This window comes from Trujillonella endophytica (assembly GCF_900110555.1).
Classification (GTDB): Bacteria; Actinomycetota; Actinomycetes; order Mycobacteriales; family Geodermatophilaceae; genus Trujillonella; species Trujillonella endophytica.
The window spans coordinates 1-23,777 of the sequence record NZ_FOEE01000006.1 but is presented as its reverse complement, the minus strand read 5'-3'; the positions used below and the strand labels follow the sequence as shown (position 1 = coordinate 23,777).

Annotated in this window: 23 protein-coding genes and 1 pseudogene; 22 read left to right on the top strand and 2 right to left on the bottom strand. The window is 75.0% G+C overall.

Features of this window, described 5'->3' with window-relative positions; genetic code table 11:
• Positions 1 to 42 precede the first annotated feature (42 nt).
• From ispG to BMY88_RS10745, 3 genes are all read left to right on the top strand, one after another.
• On the top strand, positions 43 to 1,203 hold the full coding sequence (gene ispG, locus BMY88_RS10755) for a flavodoxin-dependent (E)-4-hydroxy-3-methylbut-2-enyl-diphosphate synthase (RefSeq protein WP_170861062.1): 1,161 nt from the start codon (positions 43 to 45) through the stop codon (positions 1,201 to 1,203).
• 29 nt (positions 1,204 to 1,232) lie between these two features.
• Positions 1,233 to 2,096 (top strand): GNAT family N-acetyltransferase, encoded by an 864-nt coding sequence (locus BMY88_RS10750; RefSeq protein WP_091942987.1) that lies wholly within the window; start codon positions 1,233 to 1,235, stop codon positions 2,094 to 2,096.
• A gap of 85 nt (positions 2,097 to 2,181) precedes the next feature.
• Positions 2,182 to 4,089 (top strand): penicillin-binding transpeptidase domain-containing protein, encoded by a 1,908-nt coding sequence (locus BMY88_RS10745; protein WP_244524595.1) that lies wholly within the window; start codon positions 2,182 to 2,184, stop codon positions 4,087 to 4,089.
• 13 nt (positions 4,090 to 4,102) lie between these two features.
• Here the strand turns inward: BMY88_RS10745 and BMY88_RS10740 are convergent, their stop codons facing one another.
• Positions 4,103 to 4,555, bottom strand: a complete 453-nt coding sequence (locus tag BMY88_RS10740; protein WP_091942985.1) for a ferritin-like domain-containing protein — start codon at positions 4,553 to 4,555, stop codon at positions 4,103 to 4,105.
• Positions 4,556 to 4,588: 33 nt separating this feature from the next.
• Positions 4,589 to 5,080 (bottom strand): hypothetical protein, encoded by a 492-nt coding sequence (locus BMY88_RS10735; protein WP_091942983.1) that lies wholly within the window; start codon positions 5,078 to 5,080, stop codon positions 4,589 to 4,591.
• A 203-nt stretch (positions 5,081 to 5,283) separates the two neighbouring features.
• On the opposite strand from BMY88_RS10735, the gene rimP reads away from it, so the two are divergent.
• The 19 genes and pseudogenes from rimP to dapB all read left to right on the top strand — a co-directional run bounded on the left by rimP (position 5,284) and on the right by dapB (position 23,476).
• Complete coding sequence (gene rimP / locus BMY88_RS10730) at positions 5,284 to 5,904, top strand: ribosome maturation factor RimP (RefSeq protein ID WP_091942981.1); 621 nt, start codon at positions 5,284 to 5,286, stop codon at positions 5,902 to 5,904.
• Positions 5,901 to 7,070 (top strand): transcription termination factor NusA, encoded by a 1,170-nt coding sequence (gene nusA / locus BMY88_RS10725; RefSeq protein ID WP_091942979.1) that lies wholly within the window; start codon positions 5,901 to 5,903, stop codon positions 7,068 to 7,070. The genes rimP and nusA overlap by 4 nt, the downstream gene beginning before the upstream one ends.
• 44 nt (positions 7,071 to 7,114) lie before the next feature.
• Positions 7,115 to 7,390 (top strand): DUF448 domain-containing protein, encoded by a 276-nt coding sequence (locus BMY88_RS10720; protein WP_091942977.1) that lies wholly within the window; start codon positions 7,115 to 7,117, stop codon positions 7,388 to 7,390.
• A gap of 179 nt (positions 7,391 to 7,569) precedes the next feature.
• A pseudogene (locus BMY88_RS24655) lies at positions 7,570 to 7,716 on the top strand (translation initiation factor IF-2 N-terminal domain-containing protein); the annotation flags it as partial.
• Between the two features lie 1,029 nt (positions 7,717 to 8,745).
• Positions 8,746 to 10,581, top strand: coding sequence for a translation initiation factor IF-2 (gene infB / locus BMY88_RS24405; RefSeq protein ID WP_244524624.1), 1,836 nt, complete (start codon positions 8,746 to 8,748; stop codon positions 10,579 to 10,581).
• Between the two features lie 100 nt (positions 10,582 to 10,681).
• Positions 10,682 to 10,975, top strand: coding sequence for a DUF503 domain-containing protein (locus BMY88_RS10710; RefSeq protein WP_091942973.1), 294 nt, complete (start codon positions 10,682 to 10,684; stop codon positions 10,973 to 10,975).
• A gap of 116 nt (positions 10,976 to 11,091) precedes the next feature.
• Positions 11,092 to 11,613, top strand: a complete 522-nt coding sequence (rbfA, locus tag BMY88_RS10705; protein ID WP_091942971.1) for a 30S ribosome-binding factor RbfA — start codon at positions 11,092 to 11,094, stop codon at positions 11,611 to 11,613.
• A complete protein-coding gene (locus tag BMY88_RS10700; protein WP_091942969.1) occupies positions 11,610 to 11,855 on the top strand; it encodes a hypothetical protein in 246 nt (81 codons plus the stop codon). The genes rbfA and BMY88_RS10700 overlap by 4 nt, the downstream gene beginning before the upstream one ends.
• Complete coding sequence (locus BMY88_RS10695; protein WP_244524594.1) at positions 11,852 to 12,859, top strand: DHH family phosphoesterase; 1,008 nt, start codon at positions 11,852 to 11,854, stop codon at positions 12,857 to 12,859. Before BMY88_RS10700 ends, BMY88_RS10695 begins: the two co-directional genes overlap by 4 nt.
• Before the next feature lie 119 nt (positions 12,860 to 12,978).
• A complete protein-coding gene (locus BMY88_RS10690) occupies positions 12,979 to 14,262 on the top strand; it encodes an MATE family efflux transporter (protein ID WP_244524593.1) in 1,284 nt (427 codons plus the stop codon).
• A 55-nt stretch (positions 14,263 to 14,317) separates the two neighbouring features.
• The gene (gene truB / locus BMY88_RS10685) at positions 14,318 to 15,238 is read left to right on the top strand and encodes a tRNA pseudouridine(55) synthase TruB (RefSeq protein ID WP_244524592.1); all 921 of its coding nucleotides are present in this window, start codon (positions 14,318 to 14,320) and stop codon (positions 15,236 to 15,238) included.
• Between the two features lie 55 nt (positions 15,239 to 15,293).
• Positions 15,294 to 15,632: an antibiotic biosynthesis monooxygenase family protein gene (locus BMY88_RS10680; protein WP_091942965.1), complete on the top strand. Its 339-nt coding sequence runs from the start codon at positions 15,294 to 15,296 to the stop codon at positions 15,630 to 15,632.
• A gap of 77 nt (positions 15,633 to 15,709) precedes the next feature.
• Entirely contained in the window at positions 15,710 to 16,849 is a 1,140-nt protein-coding gene (locus BMY88_RS10675) for a branched-chain amino acid aminotransferase (protein WP_170861061.1), read from the top strand.
• 1 nt (position 16,850) lies between these two features.
• Positions 16,851 to 17,801 carry a bifunctional riboflavin kinase/FAD synthetase gene (locus BMY88_RS10670; protein WP_091942963.1) on the top strand — a complete coding sequence of 317 codons (951 nt, stop codon included), beginning with the start codon at positions 16,851 to 16,853 and terminating at the stop codon, positions 17,799 to 17,801.
• Positions 17,802 to 18,081: 280 nt separating this feature from the next.
• The gene (gene rpsO, locus BMY88_RS10665) at positions 18,082 to 18,351 is read left to right on the top strand and encodes a 30S ribosomal protein S15 (protein WP_091942961.1); all 270 of its coding nucleotides are present in this window, start codon (positions 18,082 to 18,084) and stop codon (positions 18,349 to 18,351) included.
• A gap of 247 nt (positions 18,352 to 18,598) precedes the next feature.
• Positions 18,599 to 20,875, top strand: coding sequence for a polyribonucleotide nucleotidyltransferase (locus BMY88_RS10660; RefSeq protein ID WP_091942960.1), 2,277 nt, complete (start codon positions 18,599 to 18,601; stop codon positions 20,873 to 20,875).
• Positions 20,872 to 22,257, top strand: coding sequence for a M16 family metallopeptidase (locus BMY88_RS10655; protein WP_244524591.1), 1,386 nt, complete (start codon positions 20,872 to 20,874; stop codon positions 22,255 to 22,257). The genes BMY88_RS10660 and BMY88_RS10655 overlap by 4 nt, the downstream gene beginning before the upstream one ends.
• Entirely contained in the window at positions 22,257 to 22,622 is a 366-nt protein-coding gene (locus BMY88_RS10650) for a VanZ family protein (protein ID WP_091942958.1), read from the top strand. Before BMY88_RS10655 ends, BMY88_RS10650 begins: the two co-directional genes overlap by 1 nt.
• Before the next feature lie 47 nt (positions 22,623 to 22,669).
• Positions 22,670 to 23,476: a 4-hydroxy-tetrahydrodipicolinate reductase gene (gene dapB / locus BMY88_RS10645; RefSeq protein ID WP_091942956.1), complete on the top strand. Its 807-nt coding sequence runs from the start codon at positions 22,670 to 22,672 to the stop codon at positions 23,474 to 23,476.
• Positions 23,477 to 23,777: the final 301 nt, after the last annotated feature.

Genomic DNA, 23,777 nt, shown 5'->3' with positions numbered 1-23,777 from the left:
GCGCGGCGGCATCGGTCCGCACGGAGGGCGATACTGGGCGTCATGGCAGTCCCCGTCGGTCTCGGCATGCCCGCAGCGCCCCCGCCCGTCCTCGCCCCCCGCCGCCGGACTCGGCAGCTCGACGTGGGCGGCGTCGGCGTGGGCAGCGACTCCCCGGTCAGCGTGCAGTCGATGACCACGACGAAGACCGCGGACGTCAACGCGACCCTGCAGCAGATCGCGGAGCTCACCGCCGCCGGCTGCCAGATCGTGCGCGTGGCCGTGCCCGACACCGACGACGCCGAGGCCCTGCCGGAGATCGCCCGCCACTCGCAGATCCCCGTCATCGCCGACATCCACTTCCAGCCGCGGTACGTCTTCGCCGCCATCGACGCCGGCTGCGCCGCCGTGCGGGTCAACCCCGGCAACATCAAGAAGTTCGACGACAAGGTCGGCGAGATCGCGAAGGCGGCCGGGGACGCCGGCATCCCGATCCGGATCGGCGTCAACGCCGGCTCGCTGGACAAGCGGCTGCTCGCCAAGTACGGCAAGGCCACCCCCGAGGCGCTGGTGGAGTCGGCGCTGTGGGAGTGCTCGCTGTTCGAGGAGCACGGCTTCCGCGACATCAAGATCTCGGTCAAGCACAACGACCCCGTCGTCATGGTCCGCGCCTACGAGCTGCTGGCCGCGCAGTGCGACTACCCGCTGCACCTGGGCGTCACCGAGGCGGGCCCGGCCTTCCAGGGCACGATCAAGTCGGCGGTCGCGTTCGGCGCGCTGCTGAGCAAGGGCATCGGCGACACGATCCGCGTCTCCCTCTCCGCGCCGCCGGTCGAGGAGGTCAAGGTCGGCACCCAGATCCTGGAGTCGCTGAACCTGCGCCAGCGCGGCCTGGAGATCGTCAGCTGCCCGTCGTGCGGCCGCGCCCAGGTCGACGTCTACACCCTGGCCGAGCAGGTCAGCGCCGGGCTGGACGGGCTCGAGGTGCCGCTGCGCGTGGCCGTCATGGGCTGCGTCGTCAACGGGCCGGGCGAGGCCCGCGAGGCCGACCTCGGCGTCGCGTCGGGCAACGGCAAGGGCCAGATCTTCGTCAAGGGCGAGGTGATCAAGACGGTGCCGGAGTCGCAGATCGTGGAGACCCTCATCGAGGAGGCGCTGCGGCTCGCGGGCGAGCTGACCGACGACGGCGTCCCCTCGGGTGCGCCCGTCGTCACCGCCGGCTGACGGCCCGCCCGCCGGCGCCGCGCTTTGCCATGTCGTCCACCCGCCCCGCCACCCCGACGGCCCGCGTGCTCGACGGCGCCGACGAGGCGGCCGTCCGCCGGCTGCTGGACACCGATCCGGTCGCCGGCTGCGTGATCGCCGGCCGCGTCGAGCGGGCCGGCACCGCGGCGGCCGCGCTCGGCGCACCGCTGTGGGGCTTCGGCAGCGGCCGCGAGCTCGACGCCGTCTGCCTGGCCGGCGCCAACCTCATCCCGTTCGCGCTCCCGGGAGCCGAGCGGGCGTCCGCGGTCGCCTTCGCCGAGCGCGCGCGCCGCATCGGGCGCCGGTGCTCGACCATCGTCGGCCCCGCGGGCTCGGTGGACCCGCTGTGGGAGCTGCTCGCCCCGCACTGGGGGCCGGCGCGCGACCACCGCCCCTGCCAGCCGCTGATGGCGATCGAGGGGCCGCCCGCGGTGGCGCCGGAGCCGCGCGTGCGCCCCGTGCGCACCGACGAGATCGACGTGCTCTTCCCGGCGGCGGTCGCCATGTTCACCGAGGAGGTCGGGGTCAGCCCGCTGCGCGGCGACGGCGGGGCCGGCTACCGCGCCCGGGTGACGGAGCTGGTGCGGGCCGGGCAGTCCGTCGCCTGGATCGAGGACGGCCGGGTGCTGTTCAAGGCCGAGATCGGCGCCGTGTCGCGGACGGTCTGCCAGGTGCAGGGGGTCTGGGTCGCGCCGGCCGTCCGCGGGCGCGGGATCGGCACCGCGGGCACCGCCGCCGTCGTCGAGTACGCCCGCACGGCGATCGCCCCGGTGGTGAGCCTGTACGTCAACGACTTCAACGCCCCCGCCCGGGCCTCCTACGCCCGCGTCGGCTTCCGCGAGGTCGGCCGGTACGCCAGCGTGCTGTTCTGATGAAGGGCCACCCGTCCCCCCACGCCTCGCAGGCTCGGCGCGGGCCCCTGAAGGGCGGCCGTTCGACTCCGTCATGATGGTCGACGTGCGGTGTCGTGGGGGAACGGTCCTGGGCTCGGCACTGACCCTGCTGGCCGTGCCGGTGCTGGCCGCCTGCTCGGGCGGCGGCGGGTCCGACGACGACGACGTCCGCGAGGCGGCGGAGGCCTTCCTCGCGGACTGGGCCGGCGGGGACGCCGCAGCCGCCGCCGAGGGCACCGACGACCCCGCGGCCGCGACCGCCCTGCTGGACCAGACCGCCGCCGACCTCCCCGAGGCGACGCTGGCCGCCGACCTCGGCGACGTCGAGGTCGGTGACGACGGCGCCGCCACCGCCACCTGGACCGCCACCTGGGACCTCGCCGCCGCCCCCGACTGGAGCTACGAGGCCACCCTGCGGCTGCGCGAGGCCGACGACGCTTGGCAGGTCGTCGCCGAGCCCGCGCTGGTGCACCCGGAGCTGGGGGAGGGGCAGCACCTGGAGGTCGCCCGGAGCCTGCCCGACCGCGCGCCGATCACCGACGCGACCGGCGCCCCCATCTTCGTCCCCACCGAGGTGGTCAGGGTCGGCGTCGACCCGGGCGGGGTCACCGACCTGCCGGCGCTGTCGGCGGCCCTGTCGGCGGCCACCGGCATCGCCGCCGAGGAGATCGTCGCCGACGTCCAGGCGACCGCGGCCGGGCAGTTCGTGTCGGTGATCGACCTGCGCCGGCCGGACTTCGAGCGGATCCGCGCCCAGGTGTTCGACCTGCCGGGTGCGGTGTTCCCGGTGGTCACCCGTCTCCTGGCGCCGACGCCCCGCTACGCCATCGGGCTGCTGGGCCGCGTCGGGCCGGCGACCGCGGAGATCCTGGACGAGACCGCCGTGGACGGCAGGCCGGTGTACGCGGCCGAGGACCAGCTCGGCACCTCCGGGCTGCAGCGGGCCTTCCAGGAGCAGCTCACCGGCACGGCCGGGTTCACCGTGACGGTGGTCAGCACCGACGAGAGCACCGGCGACGAGGGGCGGCAGATCGACGCCGTGCAGCCGGTCCCCGGGCAGCCGGTGCAGACCACGCTGGTGCCCGCGATCCAGAACGCCGCCGAGGCCGCCGTCGCCGGGCAGGCCCTGCCCGCGCACGTCGTCGTCGTGCGGCCCGGGACCGGCGAGATCCTCGCCGTCGCGTCCAACGAGGCGGCCAACCCGACGAACGCGCTCAGCGGCCGGTTCCCGCCCGGGTCCAGCATGAAGACGATCACGGCGACCGCGCTGCTGGGCGCCGGCGCGGTGACCCCGCAGACGCCGGTGCCCTGCCCGGGGACGACGGTGGTCGAGGGCCGCGAGTTCGAGAACCAGGACCAGTTCGACCTCGGCACCGTGCCGTTCACCGAGGCGTTCGCCGAGTCCTGCAACACCACCTTCATCCAGCAGGCGCTGGCGCTGCCCGACGACGCGCTGGCCGCCGCCGCGGCGTCCTACGGCGTCGGCTCGGACTGGCAGCTACCGGTCGACGTCTTCGGCGGCAGCGTGCCCGCCGACAGCACGGGGACGACGAAGGCGGCCGACGCGATCGGGCAGGGGCAGGTGCTCATGAGCCCCGCGCAGCTGGCCCTGGTCGCCGCCGGCGTCGCCGGTGGCACGCCGGTCGTCCCGGTCGAGGTGGTCGGCGCCGAGCCGGCCGGGGCCGCGCCGGCGGGCCCGGACGCCGCGGTGCTGGACGCGCTGCGGCCGATGATGCGCCAGGTCGTGCTGACCGGGACCGCGACCGCCCTCGCCGGCCGCGGCGAGGTCTACGGCAAGACCGGAACCGCCGAGTTCGGCACCGCCGTCCCGCCCGAGTCGCACGGCTGGTTCATGGGCTACCAGCTGGCCGGGCCGCAGGGCGACATCGCCTTCGCCGTGCTCGTCGAGGCCGGGCAGTCCAGCCGCGTCGCGGTCGGCGTGACCGACGCGTTCCTCGGCGGCCTGGGCTGACGCCACCGAGCGCTCAGCCCAGCGCGAGGCCGGGGAACGGCGTGGTCGCCGGGGCCTGACCGGCCGCCGCGCGCCAGCGCACGGCCCGGACCTCCGCCGCGCCCAGCTCCCGGACGGCGAGCGTGCGGGTCGAGCCCGCCACCGCGTCGTCCAGCAGCGCCACCCACGCCGCGCTCACACCGGCCTCGAGACCCGCGGCGAGCGCCGCCGCGTCGACGGGGGAGAGCACCGGGAAGGGCAGCTCGTAGCCGGCCTGCGCGGGCTCCGCGTCCAGCTCGCGCTCGTCGAGCAGCGCGGCCAGCCGGTCGCGCACGTCGCGGTGGGCGTTCTCCGCCTCGGCGGCCCGGCCGCGCTCGGCCGGGGGCAGGGCCGCACCGACCACCCCGTAGCCCCACACGGCGGCGTGCTCGGCGGCCACGACCCGGCGCAGCGCCGCGTCCTCGGCGGCGAGGTCGTCGTCAGCCACGCGCGCCACCGCCCGGAGATGCCGTGCCGGCGCTCATGCGAGCACCGACTCCTGGCCGCGCAGCCCGGCGGCCACCGAGCCCAGCAGCGCCGCCCGCCCACCCTCGTGGTCCGCGCAGGCCTCCTCGTGGGCGCCCGCGGCGACCCCCAGCTGCTCGCGCAGCCAGACGCGGGCGTCGGTCCCCGGCGCCGGGCCGGTGCCCGCCCCGGCGCTCGACGGGGTTGCCCCCGGCGCCGCGTTCCGCAGCTCCTCCAGCTGCGCCAGGGCCTGCAGGGCCTGCGGTTCCACCTCGTCGCCCAGGGCCGGGTCGGCGGCCGCCGCGGCGGCGTAGGCGGCCACGACGACCTCCTGGACGGCGACCTGGTCGGCCAGCAGGTCGCTCCCGGCCTGGTCGGGCGCCCGAGCGCCGTCGCCGTCGTCCGAGGTGCACCCGGCCAGCAGGGTCAGCCCGGCGGCGCCGAGCACACCCGCCAGCAGGGTCCGCCGCGGAAAGCCGGGCGGGCTCGGAGCGGGCGACGCGGTCATCCCGCCCATCCTCGCAGCCCGCTCCGGCGCCGCGCAGCCGCCGCTCCGAGCGCCCCGGGACGGAGGTCCCCGCTGTCCGGTCCCGTCCCCCGAGGGCCGGGCGGTAGCCTGACCATCCGCCCGGACGGGCCCGATCGGGCCCCGGGACCGGGGAGCGGGTCCGCCGTGCACGTGCCCCGACGCCCTCAGGAGGGAGCGAGCCCGTGTCCACCACCCGCCGGACCGATTCCGCCGCCGCCCGGCTGACCGACCGGATCCAGCCGGTCGTCGCCGCGGCCGGTTTCGACCTGGAAGAGCTCGTCGTCACCCCGGCCGGACGGCGCAGCGTCGTCCGCGTCGTCCTCGACCGGGACGAGGGGGTGACCCTCGACGACGTCGCCGAGGTGAGCCGGGCGGTGTCCGACGCCCTGGACGAGAACGAGGGAGAGCTCGGCCGGGCGCCGTACGTGCTCGAGGTGACCAGCCCGGGCGTGGACCGGCCGCTCACCGAGCAGCGGCACTGGCGGCGCAACGTCGGGCGCCTGGTCACCGTCGCCGTCGGGCCCCGGGACGCGGCCGCGGAGGTCACGGCGCGGGTGCAGGCCGTCGACGCCGAGGGCGTCGCTCTGGCCGTCGAGGCTCCCGGCAAGCCGGGCGCCCGCAAGCGCCCGCCGACCGTCCGCACGGTGCCGTGGGCCGAGCTCGGCGCCGGCCGGGTGCAGGTCGAGTTCGGCCGCCCGGGTGCCGCGGACGACGCCGGCGCCGACGACCCCGGGGACCTGCCGGACGACGATCCCGACCTCCCCACCGACGACAGCGACCACGACATCGAGGACGGACAGTGAACATCGACGTGACCGCCCTCCGGGCGGTCGAGCGCGAGCGGGGCCTCCCCGCCGACACGGTCATCGAGGCCATCGAGACGGCCCTCGTGACCGCCTACCGGCACGCGGACGGCGCGGCCAAGCACGTGCGGGTGCACGTGGACCGCAAGACCGGCGAGGCCGCGGTGCTCGCGCAGGAGCTGGGGCCCGACGGCGAGGTCGTGCGCGAGTGGGACGACACCCCCTCCGACTTCGGCCGGATCGCGGCCAGCACCGCCAAGCAGGTCATCGTGCAGCGGCTGCGGGACGCCGAGCACGAGCAGACCTTTGGCGAGTACGCCGGCCGTGAGGGCGACATCGTCAGCGGCATCGTGCAGGCGCACGACCGCCGCAACGTGCAGGGCACGGTCCTGCTCGACATCGGCAAGGTCGAGGCCGTGCTGCCGCCGACCGAGCAGGTACCCGGCGAGTCCTATCCGCACGGCAGCCGGCTGAAGGCCTACGTCATCTCGGTGGCCCGGACCTTCCGCGGCCCGCAGGTCACGATCTCCCGCACCCATCCGAACCTCGTGCGCAAGCTGTTCGCGCTCGAGGTGCCCGAGATCGCCGACGGCAGCGTCGAGATCGTGGCGGTCGCGCGGGAGGCCGGGCACCGGTCGAAGATCGCCGTCCGCACCTCGGTGCCGGGCCTGAACCCCAAGGGCGCCTGCATCGGCCCGATGGGCCAGCGCGTGCGCAACGTGATGAGCGAGCTCCACGGCGAGAAGATCGACATCGTGGACTGGTCCGACGACCCGGCCTCCTTCGTCGCCTCCGCGCTCAGCCCCGCGCGGGTCACCAGCGCGGTGGTCGTCGACCCCGCGGCCAAGGCGGTGCGGGTCGTCGTCCCCGACTACCAGCTCTCGCTGGCCATCGGCAAGGAGGGGCAGAACGCCCGCCTGGCCGCCCGGCTGACCGGGTGCCGGATCGACATCCGCAGCGATGCCGAGCCCGAGGGGAACGAGCCCTCGCCCGGCGAGGGGCGTCCGCCCCTGCGCTCGGGTGGGCAGCCCTCCGGTCCCGGCGGCCGCCCCGGCGGCTCGGGCCGCCCCGGCGGACCGGGTTCCGGGCGCTCCGGTGGACCCGGCCCGGGCGGTTCGGGCCGCGGCGGCCCGGGCGGCCGCAGCCCCGGACGGGTGGGGCGCTGACCGAGCCCGGAACATCGGCGCCCCGGGGCGCGCTAGAGTGCAGGGTGGCCGAATCGTCGCAGCCGGTCCGCACCTGTGTGGGGTGCCGGAAGCGCGCTCCGGTCAGTGATCTGTTGCGTGTCGTCGTCCGGTCCGGGGCCCTGGTCCCGGATCCGCGGCGGCGGCTCCCCGGTCGGGGAGCGTCGGTGCACCCCACGCCGGAGTGCCTGCACGCAGCGGAGCGACGCCGGGCCTTCCCCCGGGCGCTGCGCCTCTCCGGAGGTGCCGCTGCCGCGGTGGAGGCCGGTCCGCTCCGGGCCCACGTCCTCGGGACCTCGTGAGAGGCGCCGGGTCCGCGAGCCGGGACGGACAGCAGTTCAAGGTCGGATCGGCACCAGGCCGGTCCGCACGTCGACAGGACAAGCGTCGGATGACTCAGCCGTGAAGTTCTCACGATGACCATGCGCCACTAACGACGGGGTCGAGCGGGCAAGCCGCCGGCCTCACAAAGAGGAGATCCGTGCCAGGCAAAGCCCGCGTACACGAACTCGCCAAAGAGTTCGGCGTCGACAGCAAGACCGTGCTCGCCACGCTCAAGGAGCAGGGCGAGTTCGTGAAGTCCGCTTCCTCCACCGTCGAGGCCCCCGTGGCCCGGCGGCTGCGGGAGGCCCTCGGTGCGAGCACCGGCGCCGGCAGTGGCGCCGCGGCACCCGCCGGGCCCCGTCCCGGGGCCCCGGCTCCCGGCCCGCGCCCCTCGGCGCCGGGTCGTCCCGGCCCGGCCGCGCAGGCGCCTGCCGCGCCGACCGGCGTCCCGCTCCCGGGTGCTCCGGCCCCCGGCCCGCGTCCGGCCGCTCCGGCGCCGCAGGCCCCGGCGGCCCAGGCTCCCGTCGCCCCGGCTCCGGCCGCTCCGGCACCGGCCGCCCCGGCTCCGCAGCCCGCGGCTCCGCAGGCCCCGGCCGCCTCGGCGGCCCCGACCGCGCCGGCCGGTCCCCGTCCGGGTGCTCCGCGTCCGGCCGCGCCCGCCGCCCGTCCCGTCGGCGGTGCCGCTCCCGGCGGCCCCGGTGCCGGGCCGCGTCCCGGTCCCCGGCCGGCTCCCCGGCCGGGCAACAACCCCTTCAGCAGCGCGCCGCGTCCCGGCCCGGCGGCGGGTCCCCGCCCCGGCCCGGCAGCGGCTCCGGCCGGCCCCGGTGGTCCCGGCGGTCCGCGTCCGGGCGCCGGTGCGGGCGGTCCCCGTCCCGCGGCCGGTCCCGGCGGCGCCCGTCCGGGTGCCGGTGGTCCCCGTCCGGGCCCCGGTGCGGGCGGTCCCCGTCCCGCGGCCGGTCCCGGCGGACCGCGCCCCAACCCGGGCATGATGCCGCAGCGCCCGTCGCCCGGCATGATGCCGCCGCGTCCGGCCGGTCGCCCCGGTGGCGGCCCCGGCGGTGCCGGTGGCCCCGGCGGCCGCGGCCGTCCGGGTGGTCCCGGCGGTGGCGGCGGCGGTGGCTTCCGTCCCGGTGGCGGTGGCCCCGGTGGTCCCGGTGGCGGCGGCGGTGCCGGCGCTCCGGCCGGCGGTGGCTTCCGTGGTGGCGGCGGTGGCCGTGGCCGTGGTCGCGGCGGCTCCGGTGCGGGCACCGCGGGTGCCTTCGGTCGTCCCGGTGGGCGCGGTCCCGTCCGCGGGCGCAAGAGCAAGAAGCAGCGGCGTCAGGAGTTCGACTCCATGGCGGCGCCCAGCATGGGCGGCGTCAGCCTGCCGCGTGGCAACGGGCAGACCGTCCGGTTGCCCCGCGGTGCCTCGCTGACCGACCTGGCCGAGCGGATCAACGCTCAGCCGGCCGCGCTGGTCACCGCCCTGTTCCACCTGGGCGAGATGGTCACCGCGACGCAGTCGGTGAACGACGAGACGCTGCAGCTGCTCGGCGCCGAGATCGGCTGGATCATCCAGGTCGTCAGCCCCGAGGACGAGGACCGCGAGCTGCTCTCGGACTTCGACCTCACCTTCGGTGACGAAGAGGGCGAGGAGGGCGACTGGGAGTCCCGTCCGCCGGTGGTGACCGTCATGGGTCACGTCGACCACGGAAAGACCAAGCTCCTGGACGCGATCCGGAACGCGAACGTCGTGGCGCGCGAGGCCGGTGGCATCACGCAGCACATCGGCGCGTACCAGATCGTCACCGAGCTCGAGCACAACGAGCGGCCGATCACCTTCATCGACACCCCGGGTCACGAGTCGTTCACCGCGATGCGTGCCCGTGGCGCGAAGGCGACGGACATCGTCGTCCTGGTGGTCGCGGCCGACGACGGCGTCATGCCGCAGACGGTCGAGGCGCTCAACCACGCCCAGGCCGCCGAGGTGCCGATCGTGGTCGCGGTCAACAAGATCGACAAGGAGGGGGCCAACCCCGCCAAGATCCGTCAGCAGCTCACCGAGTACGGGCTGGTGGCCGAGGAGTACGGCGGCGACACGATGTTCGTCGACGTCTCCGCGACCACCCGTCAGGGCCTCGACGACCTGCTGACCTCGATCCTGCTGACCGCCGACGCCTCGCTGGACCTGCGCGCCAACACCGAGCAGGACCCGCAGGGTGTCGTCATCGAGGGCAAGCTGGACAAGGGCCGTGGCCCCGTCGCCACGGTGCTCGTCCAGCGCGGCACGCTGCGCCAGGGCGACTCGATCGTGGCCGGCGACGCCTACGGCCGCGTCCGGTCGCTGCTCGACGAGCACGGCAACAAGCTCAAGGAGGCCCTGCCGGCCCGTCCGGTGCAGGTCGTCGGCCTCACCTCGGTGCCGCGCGCCGGTGACACGTTCCTCGTCGTCGACGAGGACCGCGTCGCCCGGCAGATCGCCGACCGTCGCCAGGCCCGCATCCGCAACGCGCAGAACGCGTCCATGCGGAAGCGGATCAGCCTGGAGGACCTCGACGCGGCGCTGCGGGAGACCCGTCAGCTCAACCTGATCATCAAGGGCGACAACTCGGGCACCGTCGAGGCGCTCGAAGAGGCGCTCATGAAGATCGAGGTGGACGACGACATCTCGCTGCGCGTCATCCACCGCGGAGTCGGTGGCATCACCAAGAGCGACATCGACCTCGCGCTGGCCGACGACGTCATCGTCCTGGGCTTCAACGTCCGGGCCGAGGGTCAGGCCACCGAGCTGGCTGCCCGCGAGGGGGTGGACGTCCGGTACTACACGGTCATCTACCAGGCCATCGACGAGATCGAGGCCGCCCTCAAGGGGATGCTCAAGCCGGAGTTCGAGGAGGTCCAGCTCGGCACGGCGGAGGTCCGCGAGGTCTTCCGCGTCCCGAAGATCGGCAACGTCGCCGGTTCGCTGGTCCGCAGCGGCACGATCGTGCGGAACTCCAAGGCGCGGCTCCTCCGCGACGGTGCCGTGGTCGCCGACAACCTGACGGTGGAGTCCCTCCGCCGGTTCAAGGACGACGCGACCGAGGTCCGCGAGGGTTACGAGTGCGGTATCGGCCTGGGGTCGTTCAACGACATCAAGGTCGACGACGTGATCCAGACCTTCGAGATGCGCGAGAAGCCGCGCGAGTAGTCACGGTGAGCTGACGCCGGGCCCCTGCGGGAGGACCTCCGGCCCTCCTGCAGGGGCCCGGCGCGAGCTTGCGAGCGGTGGGGGGCGGGGGGTCCTTCAAGTGTTCACCGGCACGCTCACCGCCGACCTGCTGCTGGGCGACGTCCACTCGCTCAAGGGCAAGCGCGCCGTGGTCCGGCCGATCGTGGCCGAGCTGCGGCGCCGGTTCGCCGTGGCCGCGGCCGAGGTGGGTGACACGGACCTGCACCGCAGGGCTCAGGTCGGCGTCGCCACGCTCGCCGGGGACGCCCACCAGGTGGTCGACGTCCTCGATGCCTGCGAGCGGTTGCTGGCCGACCGGCCGGAGGTGACGCTGCTGTCGATCCACCGGCAGCTGTACAGCGACTCCGACTAGAAGGACCCCTCGACAGACCCCGTCCACGCGACCGCTCGCTCCGCGCGCGGCCGTCCCTCGGACGGGGCCGCACGCCCACCGGCGCCGTTCCGGCGTCCCGATTGCTGGAGGTCCTGATGGCCGACCCGGCCCGCGCCCGCAAGCTCGCGGTGCGCATCCGACAGATCGTCTCCGCCGCGATCGAGATGCAGATCAAGGACCCCCGCCTGGGCATGGTCACCGTGACCGACGCCAAGGTCACCGGCGACCTCCGCGAGGCGACGGTGTTCTACACCGTCTACGGCGACGAGACCGAGATCGCGGACTCGGCGCGGGCGCTTGCCAGCGCCACCGGGATCCTGCGCGCCACCGTCGGCAAGCAGACCGGCATCAAGTTCGTGCCGACCCTCACGTTCATCGCCGACATCGTCCCGGACACCGCCCGGGAGCTGGAGGAGGCGCTGGAGCGCGCCCGTCTGGCCGACGAGGCCCTCGCCCGTGCGCGCCAGGGTGCCGAGTACGCCGGCGAGCCCGACCCCTACCGCAAGCCCGCGGACGAGGACGACGAGGAGGACGGCGACCCCGCTGCCGCGGACGCCGGCGACCGGCCGGCCGCCACCCCCGTCGACGTGGCCGCCGAGAGCAGGAGCAACGCGTGAGCGAGAACGACCCCGACCCGACCCTGCCCGACGAGGGGCAGGGTCGCGCGGAGCTCGGGGGCGAACCCATGCCCACCACCGGAGACCCGACGCGCGGCGGGAGGACCGGCCAGATCGGGGACGCCCCGAGCATCACCGGTGACGAGCCCGACGACGGCGGCCCGCCGATCCCGGTCGGCGGCGGCGACGTCCGCGAGGAGCAGGACGCCCCGCCGGTGGCCGGCACCGGCCCGGAGTCGTGACGATCCCGGCCCGGATCCCGGCACCCCGCCCCACCCGGACAGCGGCCGACGTCCTCGCCGAGGCCGCTGCGAGCTGTTCCACCGTCGTGCTCTCCGCGCACATTCAGCCCGACGCCGACGCGCTGGGGGCGACCCTCGCGTTGGCCGAGGGGCTGCGCCGGCGCGGCGCGCGCGTGGTCGCGACCTTCCCCGAGCCGTTCGTCCTCCCGGCCTCCCTCGCGTGGCTGCCCGGCGCCGCGGGCCTGGTGCCCTCGTCGCAGGTCCCGGCCGCGCCGGAGGTCTTCGTCAGCCTGGACGCCGCCTCGCCCGGCCGGCTGGGCGAGCTCGCGCCGCTGCTGGAGAGCGCCGGCACCTCCGTCGTCGTCGACCACCACGCGAGCAACCCCGGGTTCGGGGACATCCGCGTCGTCGACCCGGGGGCACCGGCGACGGTCACCCTCGTGGCCGACCTGCTCGACGGGCTCGGGGTGCCCCTCGACCCGACGCTGGCCACCTGCCTGTACGCGGGCCTGGCCGCCGACACCGGGTCCTTCCGGTTCGGCAACACCCGCCCCGACACCCACCGGCTGGCCGCCCGGCTGCTCGAGACCGGCATCGACCACGCCGCCATCAGCCGCCGGTTGTTCGACACCGCGCCCTTCGGCTGGCTGCGCCTGCTGTCGTCGGTGACCGGCCGGGCTCAGCTGGAGCCCGAGGTCGGCGCCGGCCTGGTCTGGAGCTGGTCGACCACCGCCGAGGCCGGCGAGCACGGCCTGCCCGGGGAGCAGCTGGAGGCGCTGGTCGACGTCGTCCGCGCCACCGAGGACGCCGACGTCGCCTGCATCCTCAAGGGGCAGGACGACGGCACCTGGTCGGTCTCGCTGCGCTCGCGCGGCGGCACGGACCTCTCCCGGATCGCCGCCGCGCTGGGTGGCGGAGGCCACCGGGCCGCCGCCGGGTTCACCTCGCACGCCGACCGCGAGGGGACGATCGCGGCCGTCCGCCGAGAGATGACCTCGGGATGACGTCGCGGTCCTCCGGACCGCACCGCGGCCAGGCGCCGTCCCCGACCGGCGCGGAGCCCGGCCCGGCTCCCGCGCCGGAAGGCCTCCGGCCGCCGCGCCCCGACCCCCGGTCGCCGTCCGTGCTGTCGCTGGCGCTGCCCGCCCTCGTCGTGCTCGCCGCGGAGCCGCTCTACCTGCTGGTCGACACCGCGGTCATCGGCAACCTGGGCACCGTGCCGCTGGCCGGCCTCGCCGTCGGCGGGGGGCTGCTGGCCTGGGCCGCGGCGCTGCTGAACTTCCTCGCCTACGGCACCACGGCCCGGGCGGCGCGACGGGCCGGGGCGGGTGACCGCGCGGGGGCCGTCGCCGAGGGGGTCCAGGCGACCTGGCTGGCCCTGGGGCTCGGCGTCGGCGTGCTGGCGGCCTTCCAGCTGCTGGCCGGGCCGCTGACCCGGTTGCTGGCCGGCGGCGGGGGAGCGGTGGCCGAGGCGGGGGAGCAGTGGCTGCGCATCGCCTCCCTCGGCGCCCCGCTGCTGCTGGTGTCCCTCGCCGGCAACGGCTGGCTGCGCGGGGTGCAGGAGCTGCGCCGCCCCGTCCGGTTCGTGCTGGCCGGCAGCCTCGCCAGCCTCGTGCTCTGCCCGCTGCTGGTGCACACGGCAGGCCTCGGGCTCCCCGGCTCCGCGGTCGCCAACGTCGTCGGCCAGGGGCTCACCGCCGCCCTGTTCGTGCGCGCGCTGGTCCGGGAGGGCGCGGACTGGCGCCCGCGCCTGCGGTCGGTCCGCGCGCAACTGGTGCTGGGTCGGGACCTGCTCCTGCGGGCCGCCGTCCTGCAGGTCGCCTTCCTGGTCGCGGCCGGGGTCGCGGCGCGCGCGGGGGCGGCGGAACTCGGGGCGCACCAGATCGCGCTGCAGCTGTTCTTCTTCCTCGCGCTGGTCCTGGACGCCTACGCGATCGCGGCGCAGACGCTCGTGGGGCACGCGCTCGGCGCCGGGCGGGTCGCCGAGGCCCGCCTCACCGCTGTCCGGGTGGCCCGCTGGGGACTGCTCACCGGGATCGGGGTGGGGGCGCTGCTCCTCGCCCTGCGCGGCTTGCTGGTGCCGCTGTTCACCGGTGACCCCGCCGTCCGCGAGCAGGCGGAGCTGGTGTGGTGGTTCCTCGCCGGGTTCCAGCCGCTGGCCGGTGTGGTCTTCGCCCTGGACGGCGTCCTCATGGGTGCCGGTGACGTCGGCTACCTCCGGACGGTCACCATCGGTGCCGCCGTCGTCGGCTTCCTGCCGCTGTCCCTGCTGGCCGGACCGCTCGACCTGGGCCTGGCCGGGATCTGGACGGGGCTCACGCTCTTCATCGCGCTGCGCCTGGTCGGCGTGCTCGTCCGGGTGGCCGGGAACCGCTGGCTGACCGCACCTGCGACCGTGGGCGCGTGAACTCCCCCCGCGACGACGTCCCGCCTGCGCCCCACGGCCCCGCCGGTGCCCTGTCGTGAGCCGCAACCGCCGGGCCGACGCCGACGTCGCGCCCTCGATCCTGCTGGTCGACAAGCCCGGCGGGATGACGTCGCACGACGTCGTCGCCCGGGCCCGCCGCGCCCTGTCGGTCCGCCGCATCGGTCACGCGGGCACGCTCGACCCGATGGCCACCGGTCTGCTGGTGCTCGGGGTCGGCACCGCGACCCGCCTGCTCGGGTACCTGAGCGGGCACGACAAGACCTACGAGGCGACCGTCCGGCTCGGGCAGAGCACCGTCACCGACGATCGCGAGGGCGAGGTGCTGACGACCACCCCCGCCGGCCACCTGGACGACGACGCCGTCCGGGCCGCCCTGGCGGCGCAGACCGGCCCGCTGCGGCAGGTGCCCTCCTCGGTGAGCGCGGTCAAGGTCGACGGCCGCCGCTCCTACGACCGCGTGCGGGCGGGGGAGGAGGTCGTCCTCGAACCCCGCGCCGTGACCGTGCACCGGCTCGAGGTGCACCGGATCTCCCGGCCGGCGCCGGACCTGGTCGACGTCGAGGTCACCGTGGTGTGCACCGCGGGCACCTACATCCGGGCCATCGCGCGGGACGCCGGTGCCGCGCTGGGCGTGGGCGGGCACCTCACCGCCCTGCGGCGGACGGCCTCGGGCCCGTTCCGGACCGAGCAGGCCGCGCCCGTCGAGGACGCCGCGGCGGCACTCCTGGCGGGGGGCGGGCGCGGCGTCCTGGGGCTGACCGGGGCGGCGACGGCGGTCTTCCCCGCGCGCGCCCTCACCGCGGAGGAGGCCACCGCCCTCGGCCACGGCCAGCGGGTGCCCGCCACGGGCCGTGCCGGGCTGACCGCCGCCGTCGATCCGGATGGGCGTCTGGTCGCCCTCGTCGAGGACGCCGGCGCCGGTGCGCGCGTCGCGGTCGGCTTCCCGCCCGGCTGAGCCCGCGGGCGGGCACGGCGGTTGACCTCCGCCGGGCCGGGGAAGAGGCTGCGGCATGAGCGTCGTGAAGATCAACGCGATCACCGTGCCCAAGGAGCGGCAGGAGCGCTTCGAGGAGCGCTTCCGCGGACGCGCGGGCGCGGTCGAGAGCACACCCGGGTTCGAGTGGTTCGAGCTGCTGCGCCCGCAGGAGGGCACCGACCAGTACCTCGTCTACACGCGGTGGGAGAACGAGGCCGCCTACGAGGCCTGGCAGTCCGGTCAGGACTTCGGCCGGGCCCACTCCGGCGGCGGCGACACGCTCGCCCCCGCCGCGGCGAACTCCGCGCACCTGTGGTCCTACGAGGTCATCGAGTCCGCGGGGCCGAAGGTGGCCCAGGACCGGCAGAACTGAGTCCCCTCGGGCCGGGACTATCGTGGGCGGGTGGGTCCGCCGACCGCCGGACCCACCCGGACACGCAGGTGGGAGCCATGACCGACACCCTCGCCGACAGCCGTACCTCCCCCCGGGAGTTCACCGGGGGTGTACCGGTGGTGGTGGAGGAGATCCGGCGCCGCCCCGCCGCCGAGCGGCAGCAGCTGCTGGACGACCCCGGGTTCGGCCGGTACTTCACCGACTCGATGTTCGTGGCGCGCTACCGCGCGGGCGAGGGCTGGTACGACGCCCGGCTCACCTCCTATGCGCCGCTGCAGATGGACCCGGCCACGGCCGCGCTGCACTACGCGCAGTCGATCTTCGAGGGCCTCAAGGCCTACGCCCAGCCCGACGGCAGCGTCGCGACCTTCCGGCCCGAGGCCAACGCCGCGCGGTTCGTCCGCGGTGCCCGCCGCCTCGCGATGCCCCCGGTGCCCGAGGAGGCGTTCCTCGCCGCCGTCGACGCGCTGGTCGACGCCGACCGCGACTGGGTGCCCACCGGCCCGGACCAGACGCTCTACCTGCGGCCCTACCAGCTGGCCACCGAGCCGTTCCTGGGCGTGCGGCCGGCCCACGAATACCTGTTCCTCGTGATCGCCAGCCCCGCCGGCGCCTACTTCCCGCGCGGGGTGCACCCGGTGTCGGTCTACCTCTCCGAGGACTACATCCGGGCGGCGCCGGGCGGCACGGGCGACGTGAAGTGCGCCGGCAACTACGCCGCCAGCCTGCTGGCGCAGGAGCAGGCCATCGCGGCCGGCTGCGACCAGGTCGTGTGGCTCGACGCGCACGAGAAGCGCTACGTCGAGGAGATGGGCGGGATGAACCTGTTCTTCGTCCTCGGCACGGGTGCCGACGCCGAGCTGGTCACCCCCGAGCTCACCGGCACCCTGCTGCCCGGCATCACCCGCGACTCCCTGATCACGGTCGCCCGTGAGCGGGGGCACCGCGTCACCGAGCGGAAGTTCAGCGTCGAGGAGTGGCGGGCCGGGGTCGCCGACGGCACCGTCACCGAGACCTTCGCCTGCGGCACCGCCGCGGTGATCACGCCGGTCGGCGAGGTCAAGGCCCGGACGGGCGACTTCACCGTCGGCGACGGCACCCCGGGGCCGCTGACCATGGCGCTGCGCGGTCACCTGCTCGACATCCAGCACGGCCGGGTGCCCGACACCCGCGGCTGGCTGCACCGGGTCGCCTGAGGTGCTGCGCTGGCGCGGACTGGACGCCGTCCCCGGTGACCTCGGGCGCACCGTCGTCACCATCGGCATGTACGACGGCGTGCACCGAGGCCACCAGAAGCTGATCGGTGCCGCGGTCGAGCGCGCCCGCGCGCTGGGCCGGCCCTGCCTGCTGGTCACCTTCGACCCGCACCCGGCCGAGGTCGTGCGACCGGGCTCGCACCCGGCGATCCTCACCTCGCTGGACCGCAAGGCCGAGCTGGTCGAGGCGCTCGGCGTCGACGCGATGTGCGTGCTGCCGTTCACCCAGGACCTGATGCGCCAGTCACCGGAGTCGTTCACGCACACGGTGCTCGCGTCCACGCTGCACGCGTCGCACGTCGTCGTGGGGGAGAACTTCACCTACGGGCACCGCGCCGCCGGCACCGTGGCCACGCTGGCCGCGGAGGGCCGCCGGTTCGGGTTCTCCGTCGACGGCGTGGGTCTGGCCAGCGTGGCCGAGGACGAGCTGACGATCTCCTCGACCTACGTGCGCGCCTGCGTCGCGGCCGGGGACATGACGTCCGCGACCGAGGCGCTGGGCCGGCCGCACCGGGTCGACGGCGTCGTCGTCCGCGGGCACCGGCGGGGGCGGCAGATGGGCTATCCGACGGCCAACGTCGAGAGCCCGCCCTACACCGCCGTCCCGGCCGACGGCGTCTACGCCGGCCACTTCGTGCTCCGCGACGTCGAGGGCGCCAGCGGGGCGCGTTTCCCGGCCGCGATCTCGGTCGGCACCAACCCCACGTTCGACGGCACGCGCCGCACGGTGGAGGCACACCTCATCGACTGGGACGGCGACCTCTACGGCGAGCACGCCGGTGTGGAGTTCACCGCGCGGCTGCGGGGGATGCTGCGGTTCTCCGGCATGGACGAGCTCATCGCCGCCATGGACGACGACCTCGTCGAGGCCCGCCGCGTCCTGGGCATGTGACATGGCGGCCGACCGGGCCGCGCCCCCTCCGGGTACGGATCCGTGAAGCGGTCGGCGGGACGAGTGGGGGCCGGAGGCCTCCGCGAGGAGCGGCGGGTGGGGCTCGGCGCAGGTCGGGGACGGAACGTGGTCGCGGTGCCGTCCGGTAGGACGACGATGCGATGGCGGGGCGGTCCGGGGGGCCGCGTACGATAGGGCGTCGGGCTCCGGCCCGATCCGTGTGTCCACCTGCCCCCGTGAGTCAGACCGGGGGCGCACACCTGCCCGCCGGGAGGCGACCATGGCGCTCGAGAGCGCGACGAAGAAGCAGATCATGACCGAATACGCCACGGTCGAGAACGACACCGGCTCCCCCGAGGTCCAGGTCGCGATGCTCACGCGTCGGATCAGCGACCTCACCGAGCACCTCAAGCTGCACAAGCACGACCACCACAGCCGGCGGGGCCTGCTCCTGCTGGTCGGCCGTCGTCGCCGGCTGCTGAACTACCTGGCCAAGACCGACATCAACCGGTACCGGTCGCTCATCGAGCGGCTCGGTCTGCGCCGCTAGTACGACGAGGGGACCGTCCCACCGGGGCGGTCCCCTCTTCCGTCCGGCATCCGCCGCACGGAACCCCCGGCCTCCGGCCGATCCGGCCAGACGCGGTCCGGTCCTCGGTGGTGGCCCCCGGGCACGACCTCTCCCCTCGGGGAGGGACGTCCCCGAGGGTCTCTCTCGAAGACCGGTCGCCCCGGACGCAGTCGGCGCAGGGCGCCACAAGAGGACGTCGCCGCATGCGACGTAGGAAGAGGACACCATGTCCGCACCCACCACCACCGGCAGCATCGCCGCCGAGTTCGACCCCGAGGACGGGGTCACCACCGCCACCGCGGTCATCGACAACGGCAGCTTCGGCAGCCGCAGCGTCACCTTCGAGACCGGCCGGCTCGCCCGTCAGGCCGCCGGCTCCGTCGTCATCACCATGGGCGACACGATGCTGCTGTCGGCCACCACGGCCGGCAAGCAGCCCAAGGAGCACTTCGACTTCTTCCCGCTGACGGTCGACGTCGAGGAGCGCATGTACGCCGCGGGGCGCATCCCCGGCTCGTTCTTCCGCCGCGAGGGCCGGCCGTCGGAGGACGCGATCCTCACGTGCCGCCTGATCGACCGCCCGCTGCGCCCGACGTTCGCCAAGGGCCTGCGCAACGAGGTCCAGGTCGTCATCACCGTCATGTCCCTGGACCCGGCGCACCTCTACGACGTCCTCGCGATCAACGGCGCCTCGGCCTCCACCCAGCTGTCCGGCCTGCCGTTCTCCGGCCCGATCGGTGCGACCCGCGTCGCGCTCATCCGCGGCCAGTGGGTCGCGTTCCCGACGCACACGGAGCTCGAGGAGGCCGTGTTCGACATGGTCGTGGCCGGCCGGGCCCTGCCCGACGGCGACGTCGCGATCATGATGGTCGAGGCCGAGGCCACCCAGCGGACGATCGAGCTGGTCGCCGGTGGCGCCCCCGCCCCGACCGAGGAGGTCGTGGCCCAGGGTCTCGAGGCGGCCAAGCCGTTCATCAAGGCGCTGTGCGACGCCCAGGCCGCGCTCGCCGCGAAGGCTGCCAAGCCCGTCGCGGAGTTCCCGCGCTTCCTGGACTACTCCGATGACGTGTACGCCGCCGTCGAGGCCCAGGTCGGCGACAAGCTGGCCCAGGCGCAGCAGATCGCCGGCAAGGCCGAGCGCGAAGACGCCACCGACGCGCTCAAGGACGAGGTCAAGGCCGCGCTGGCCGGCCAGTTCGAGGGCCGCGACAAGGAGATCTCGGGTGCCTTCCGCGCGCTGACCAAGAAGGTCGTGCGCCAGCGCATCCTGCGCGACAAGGTGCGCATCGACGGTCGCGGCCTGACCGACATCCGGCCGCTGTCGGCCGAGGTCGAGGTCATCCCGCGCGTGCACGGCTCGGCGCTGTTCGAGCGCGGTGAGACCCAGATCCTGGGCGTCACCACGCTGAACATGCTCCGCATGGAGCAGCAGCTCGACACGCTGTCGCCGGAGAACCGCAAGCGCTACATGCACAACTACAACTTCCCGCCGTACTCGACCGGTGAGACCGGGCGGGTCGGCTCGCCCAAGCGCCGCGAGATCGGCCACGGCGCGCTGGCCGAGCGGGCGCTGCTGCCCGTGCTGCCCGACCGCGAGGAGTTCCCCTACGCGATCCGGCAGGTGTCGGAGGCGCTGGGCTCCAACGGCTCGACGTCCATGGGCTCGGTCTGCGCCTCCACGCTGGCCCTGCTCAACGCCGGCGTCCCGCTGAAGGCGCCGGTCGCCGGCATCGCGATGGGCCTGGTGTCCGACGAGGTCGACGGCAAGACCGAGTACGTGGCGCTGACCGACATCCTCGGTGCCGAGGACGCGTTCGGTGACATGGACTTCAAGGTCGCCGGCACCAAGGAGTTCGTGACCGCGCTGCAGCTGGACACGAAGCTCGACGGCATCCCCTCCGACGTCCTCGCGGGTGCGCTGACCCAGGCCCGCGCGGCCCGGCTGCACATCCTCGACGTCATGGGCGAGGCCATCGACGGTCCCGACGAGATGAGCCCGTACGCGCCGCGCGTGACCACGGTGCGCATCCCGGTCGACAAGATCGGCGCGGTCATCGGCCCCAAGGGTCAGATGATCAACGCGATCCAGGACGAGACCGGCGCAGACATCACCATCGAGGACGACGGCACGATCTACGTCGGCGCCTCCGACGGCCCGTCGGCCCAGGCCGCGGTGGACCGCATCAACGCGATCGCCAACCCGCAGATGCCCAAGGTCGGCGAGCGCTTCCTCGGCACGGTCGTCAAGACCACGCCGTTCGGCGCCTTCGTCTCCCTGCTCCCGGGCAAGGACGGGCTGGTCCACATCAGCAAGCTCGGCGGCGGCAAGCGGATCAACAAGGTCGAGGACGTCTGCAACGTCGGCGACAAGCTGCAGGTCGAGATCAGCGACATCGACGCCCGCGGCAAGATCAGCCTGGTGCCGGTGGCCACCGACGGCGAGGGTGCCGCCGAGGCCCCGGCCGAGGCCGCTCCTGCCGAGGCCGCGCCGCAGGACGCGTGAGCACTCCCCACGAGAACACCCCCGGGGCCGGGGTCGGCGCATCCGCGTCGGCCCCGGCCCCGGCCGGTGTTCCGCCGGTCGGCGTTCCCGAGCTGCTGGACCTCGACGACGTCGGTGGCCGGGTCGAGCGCACCCGGCTGCCCAGTGGCCTGCGGGTGCTGACCGAGACCATGCCCGGCGTCCTCTCGGCGACCGTCGGCATCTGGGTGGGGGTCGGCTCCCGCGACGAGTCCGACCCGGTGGCCGGCTCCTCTCACTTCCTCGAGCACCTGCTGTTCAAGGGCACCCGGACCCGCAGCGCGCTGGAGATCGCGACGGCCATGGACGCCGTCGGCGGCGAGATGAACGCCTTCACCGCCAAGGAGCACACCTGCTACTACGCCAACGTGCTCGCCAGCGACCTCCCGCTGGCCGTGGCGATCCTCGGTGACCTGGTCACCGACGCGCTCAACACCGCCGAGGACCTCGAGAGCGAGCGCACGGTCGTGCTCGAGGAGATCGCCATGCGCGACGACGAGCCCGCCGACGCGGTGCACGACCTGTTCGCGGAGACGCTGTTCGGCGACACCGCGCTCGGCCGGTCGGTGCTCGGCACCGTGGAGTCGATCGAGTCCCTGACCCGGGACGACGTCGATGGCTGGTACCGCAGCCGCTACGCCGTCCCCTCGATCGTGGTCGCGGCGGCGGGGCGGGTCTCCCACGAGCAGGTGCTGGAGCTCGTGGAGAAGGCGTTCGGGGAGCGGCTCGGCGGTCGCGCCGATCCCGCGCCGCTGCGCAGCGGTGGGGACGTCGTCCTCGACCGTCCCGCGCGGGCGACCGGGCTGATCAGCCGGCGCACCGAGCAGACACACCTGCTGATCGGCGGGCTCGGCGTGGGCCGGCACGACGAGCGGCGCTACGCGGCCGCCGTCCTGGAGACCGCCGTCGGCGGGGGCATGAGCTCGCGGCTGTTCCAGGAGATCCGCGAGAAGCGCGGCCTGGTCTACAGCGTGGGCTCGGCGCTCACGCACTACGCGGGCACCGGCACGTTCTCCGTGTACGCCGGCTGCTCGCCCAAGCGCGTGCCCGAGGTGCTGCGCCTGGTGCGCGAGGAACTGGCCCGGGTGGCCGCCGACGGGCTCACCGCGGAGGAGGTGGCCCGCGGGAGGGGGCAGCTGCGCGGCGGCCTCGTGCTGGGGCTGGAGGACACCGGCTCGCGGATGACCCGGCTGGGCAAGAGCGAGCTCGCGCACGGCGAGTACGTGCCCGTCCGCGGGGTGCTGGATCGGATCGACGCGGTGGACACCGAGCAGGTGCGCGCCGTGGCGGCGGACCTGCTGACCCGGCCGACGTGCCTGGCGGTCGTGGGGCCCTACCGCGAGTCCGACCTCGACACGCTCTGATGGGGCACCCGGCCCTCGCCGTCCACGGCGCGCCGTCCCGGGCCGCGCTGGCGCTGACCGTGCTGGTCTCCCTGGCGGTGCTCTTCACCCCCGGCGACGACGTGCCCTCGGCGCCCCCGGGTGTCGACAAGCTGGTGCACCTCGCGCTCTTCGCCGCCCTGGCGCTGGCGGGGCGGTGGGCCGGTATCGCCCCCCGGGTCCTCGCGGTGCTGCTCGTCGCGTACGCGGGCGCGAGCGAGGTCGTCCAGGCCGTGGCGCCGCTGAACCGGTCCGGGTCGGTGGCCGATCTGCTGGCCGACGTGCTCGGCGTCGCCCTCGGGCTGCTCGCCTGGACGGGGCTCGCCCGCGCCCGCCGGTCCCGGTGAACGGACGGCGTCTTGCGCCCTGCCGCACCGACGGGAAACCTGGGCCGGTGACCACCGTGCCTCCCGCTCCCGACCCGCAGCCCTCCGGTACCGACAGCGGGGAGGCGCCGCTCGTCTCGGTCGGGGTGCTCGGTGCCCGCGGCCGGATGGGGGCCGAGGTCGTCAAGGCGGTCAACGCGGCCGACGACATGGAGCTCGTCGCGATGGTCGACGCGGGGGACTGGCTGTTCAACGTGGCCGACGCCGGCGCCCAGGTGGTCGTCGACTTCACCCGGCCCGACGTCGTGATGGACAACATCCGGTTCTGCATCGACCAGGACATCCACTGCGTGGTGGGGACGACGGGCTTCGACCAGGAGCGTCTGGACACGGTCCGCGCCTGGCTGGAGCCGAAGCCGGAGCTGGGGGTCGTGATCGCACCGAACTTCGGCATCGGCGCGATCCTGTTGATGCGCTTCGCCCAGGAGGCGGCGCGCTTCTTCCCCTCGACGGAGATCGTCGAGCTCCACCACCCGCAGAAGGTCGACGCGCCCTCCGGCACCGCCGTCCGCACGGCCAGGCTGATCGCGCAGGCACGGCGGGCCGCGGGGATGGCGCCGGCACCGGACGCGACGACGGACTCGCTCCCCGGCGCTCGGGGTGCCGACGTCGAGGGCGTGGCCGTGCACGCCGTCCGCCTGTCGGGACTCGTGGCGCACCAGGAGGTGCTCCTGGGCGCCGAGGGGGAGACGTTGACGCTGCGGCACGACTCCTACGACCGGGCCTCGTTCATGCCTGGCGTGCTCCTGGCGGTCCGCGAGGTGCGCCGGCGGCCGGGCCTCACGGTCGGCATCGAGTCCTTCCTGGGGCTCTGACCAGGCCGTTCGCGGTCCTGGTGCGGCTCGGAGGACCCCCTCCGGGACCCCCCGTGCAGGGGCTCTCAGGGCCGTGTATGGTTCTCCCTGTTGCCAGTCGGGCCCGCAAGGGCCGCGGAGCGAGCGAGAACCCCCCGGGGTGCGAGCCTCTGAGACCGGCGTACAGTGGGAAAAGCCGCAGTTGACGAAGGCCCCAAAGGGCCTGGTTCTTCGCGCGTCCGTTCCTTGAGAACTCAACAGCGTGCCGAAAGTCAGTGCCAAGTTTTACCCCGTGCACTGCGCAGCTTTGGTTGTGTGGTGT

What these genes read in the sequence shown, in the direction of transcription:
- BMY88_RS10650 (WP_091942958.1), top strand. Translation starts at nt 22,257, where the DNA reads ATGGGGCACCCGGCCCTCGCCGTCCACGGCGCGCCGTCCCGGGCCGCG.
- BMY88_RS10750 (WP_091942987.1), top strand. Translation starts at nt 1,233, where the DNA reads ATGTCGTCCACCCGCCCCGCCACCCCGACGGCCCGCGTGCTCGACGGC.
- BMY88_RS10675 (WP_170861061.1), top strand. Translation starts at nt 15,710, where the DNA reads ATGACCGACACCCTCGCCGACAGCCGTACCTCCCCCCGGGAGTTCACC.
- BMY88_RS10735 (WP_091942983.1), bottom strand. Translation starts at nt 5,080, where the DNA reads ATGACCGCGTCGCCCGCTCCGAGCCCGCCCGGCTTTCCGCGGCGGACC.
- rbfA (WP_091942971.1), top strand. Translation starts at nt 11,092, where the DNA reads ATGGCCGACCCGGCCCGCGCCCGCAAGCTCGCGGTGCGCATCCGACAG.
- infB (WP_244524624.1), top strand. Translation starts at nt 8,746, where the DNA reads ATGGCGGCGCCCAGCATGGGCGGCGTCAGCCTGCCGCGTGGCAACGGG.
- BMY88_RS10680 (WP_091942965.1), top strand. Translation starts at nt 15,294, where the DNA reads ATGAGCGTCGTGAAGATCAACGCGATCACCGTGCCCAAGGAGCGGCAG.
- ispG (WP_170861062.1), top strand. Translation starts at nt 43, where the DNA reads ATGGCAGTCCCCGTCGGTCTCGGCATGCCCGCAGCGCCCCCGCCCGTC.
- BMY88_RS10660 (WP_091942960.1), top strand. Translation starts at nt 18,599, where the DNA reads ATGTCCGCACCCACCACCACCGGCAGCATCGCCGCCGAGTTCGACCCC.
- rpsO (WP_091942961.1), top strand. Translation starts at nt 18,082, where the DNA reads ATGGCGCTCGAGAGCGCGACGAAGAAGCAGATCATGACCGAATACGCC.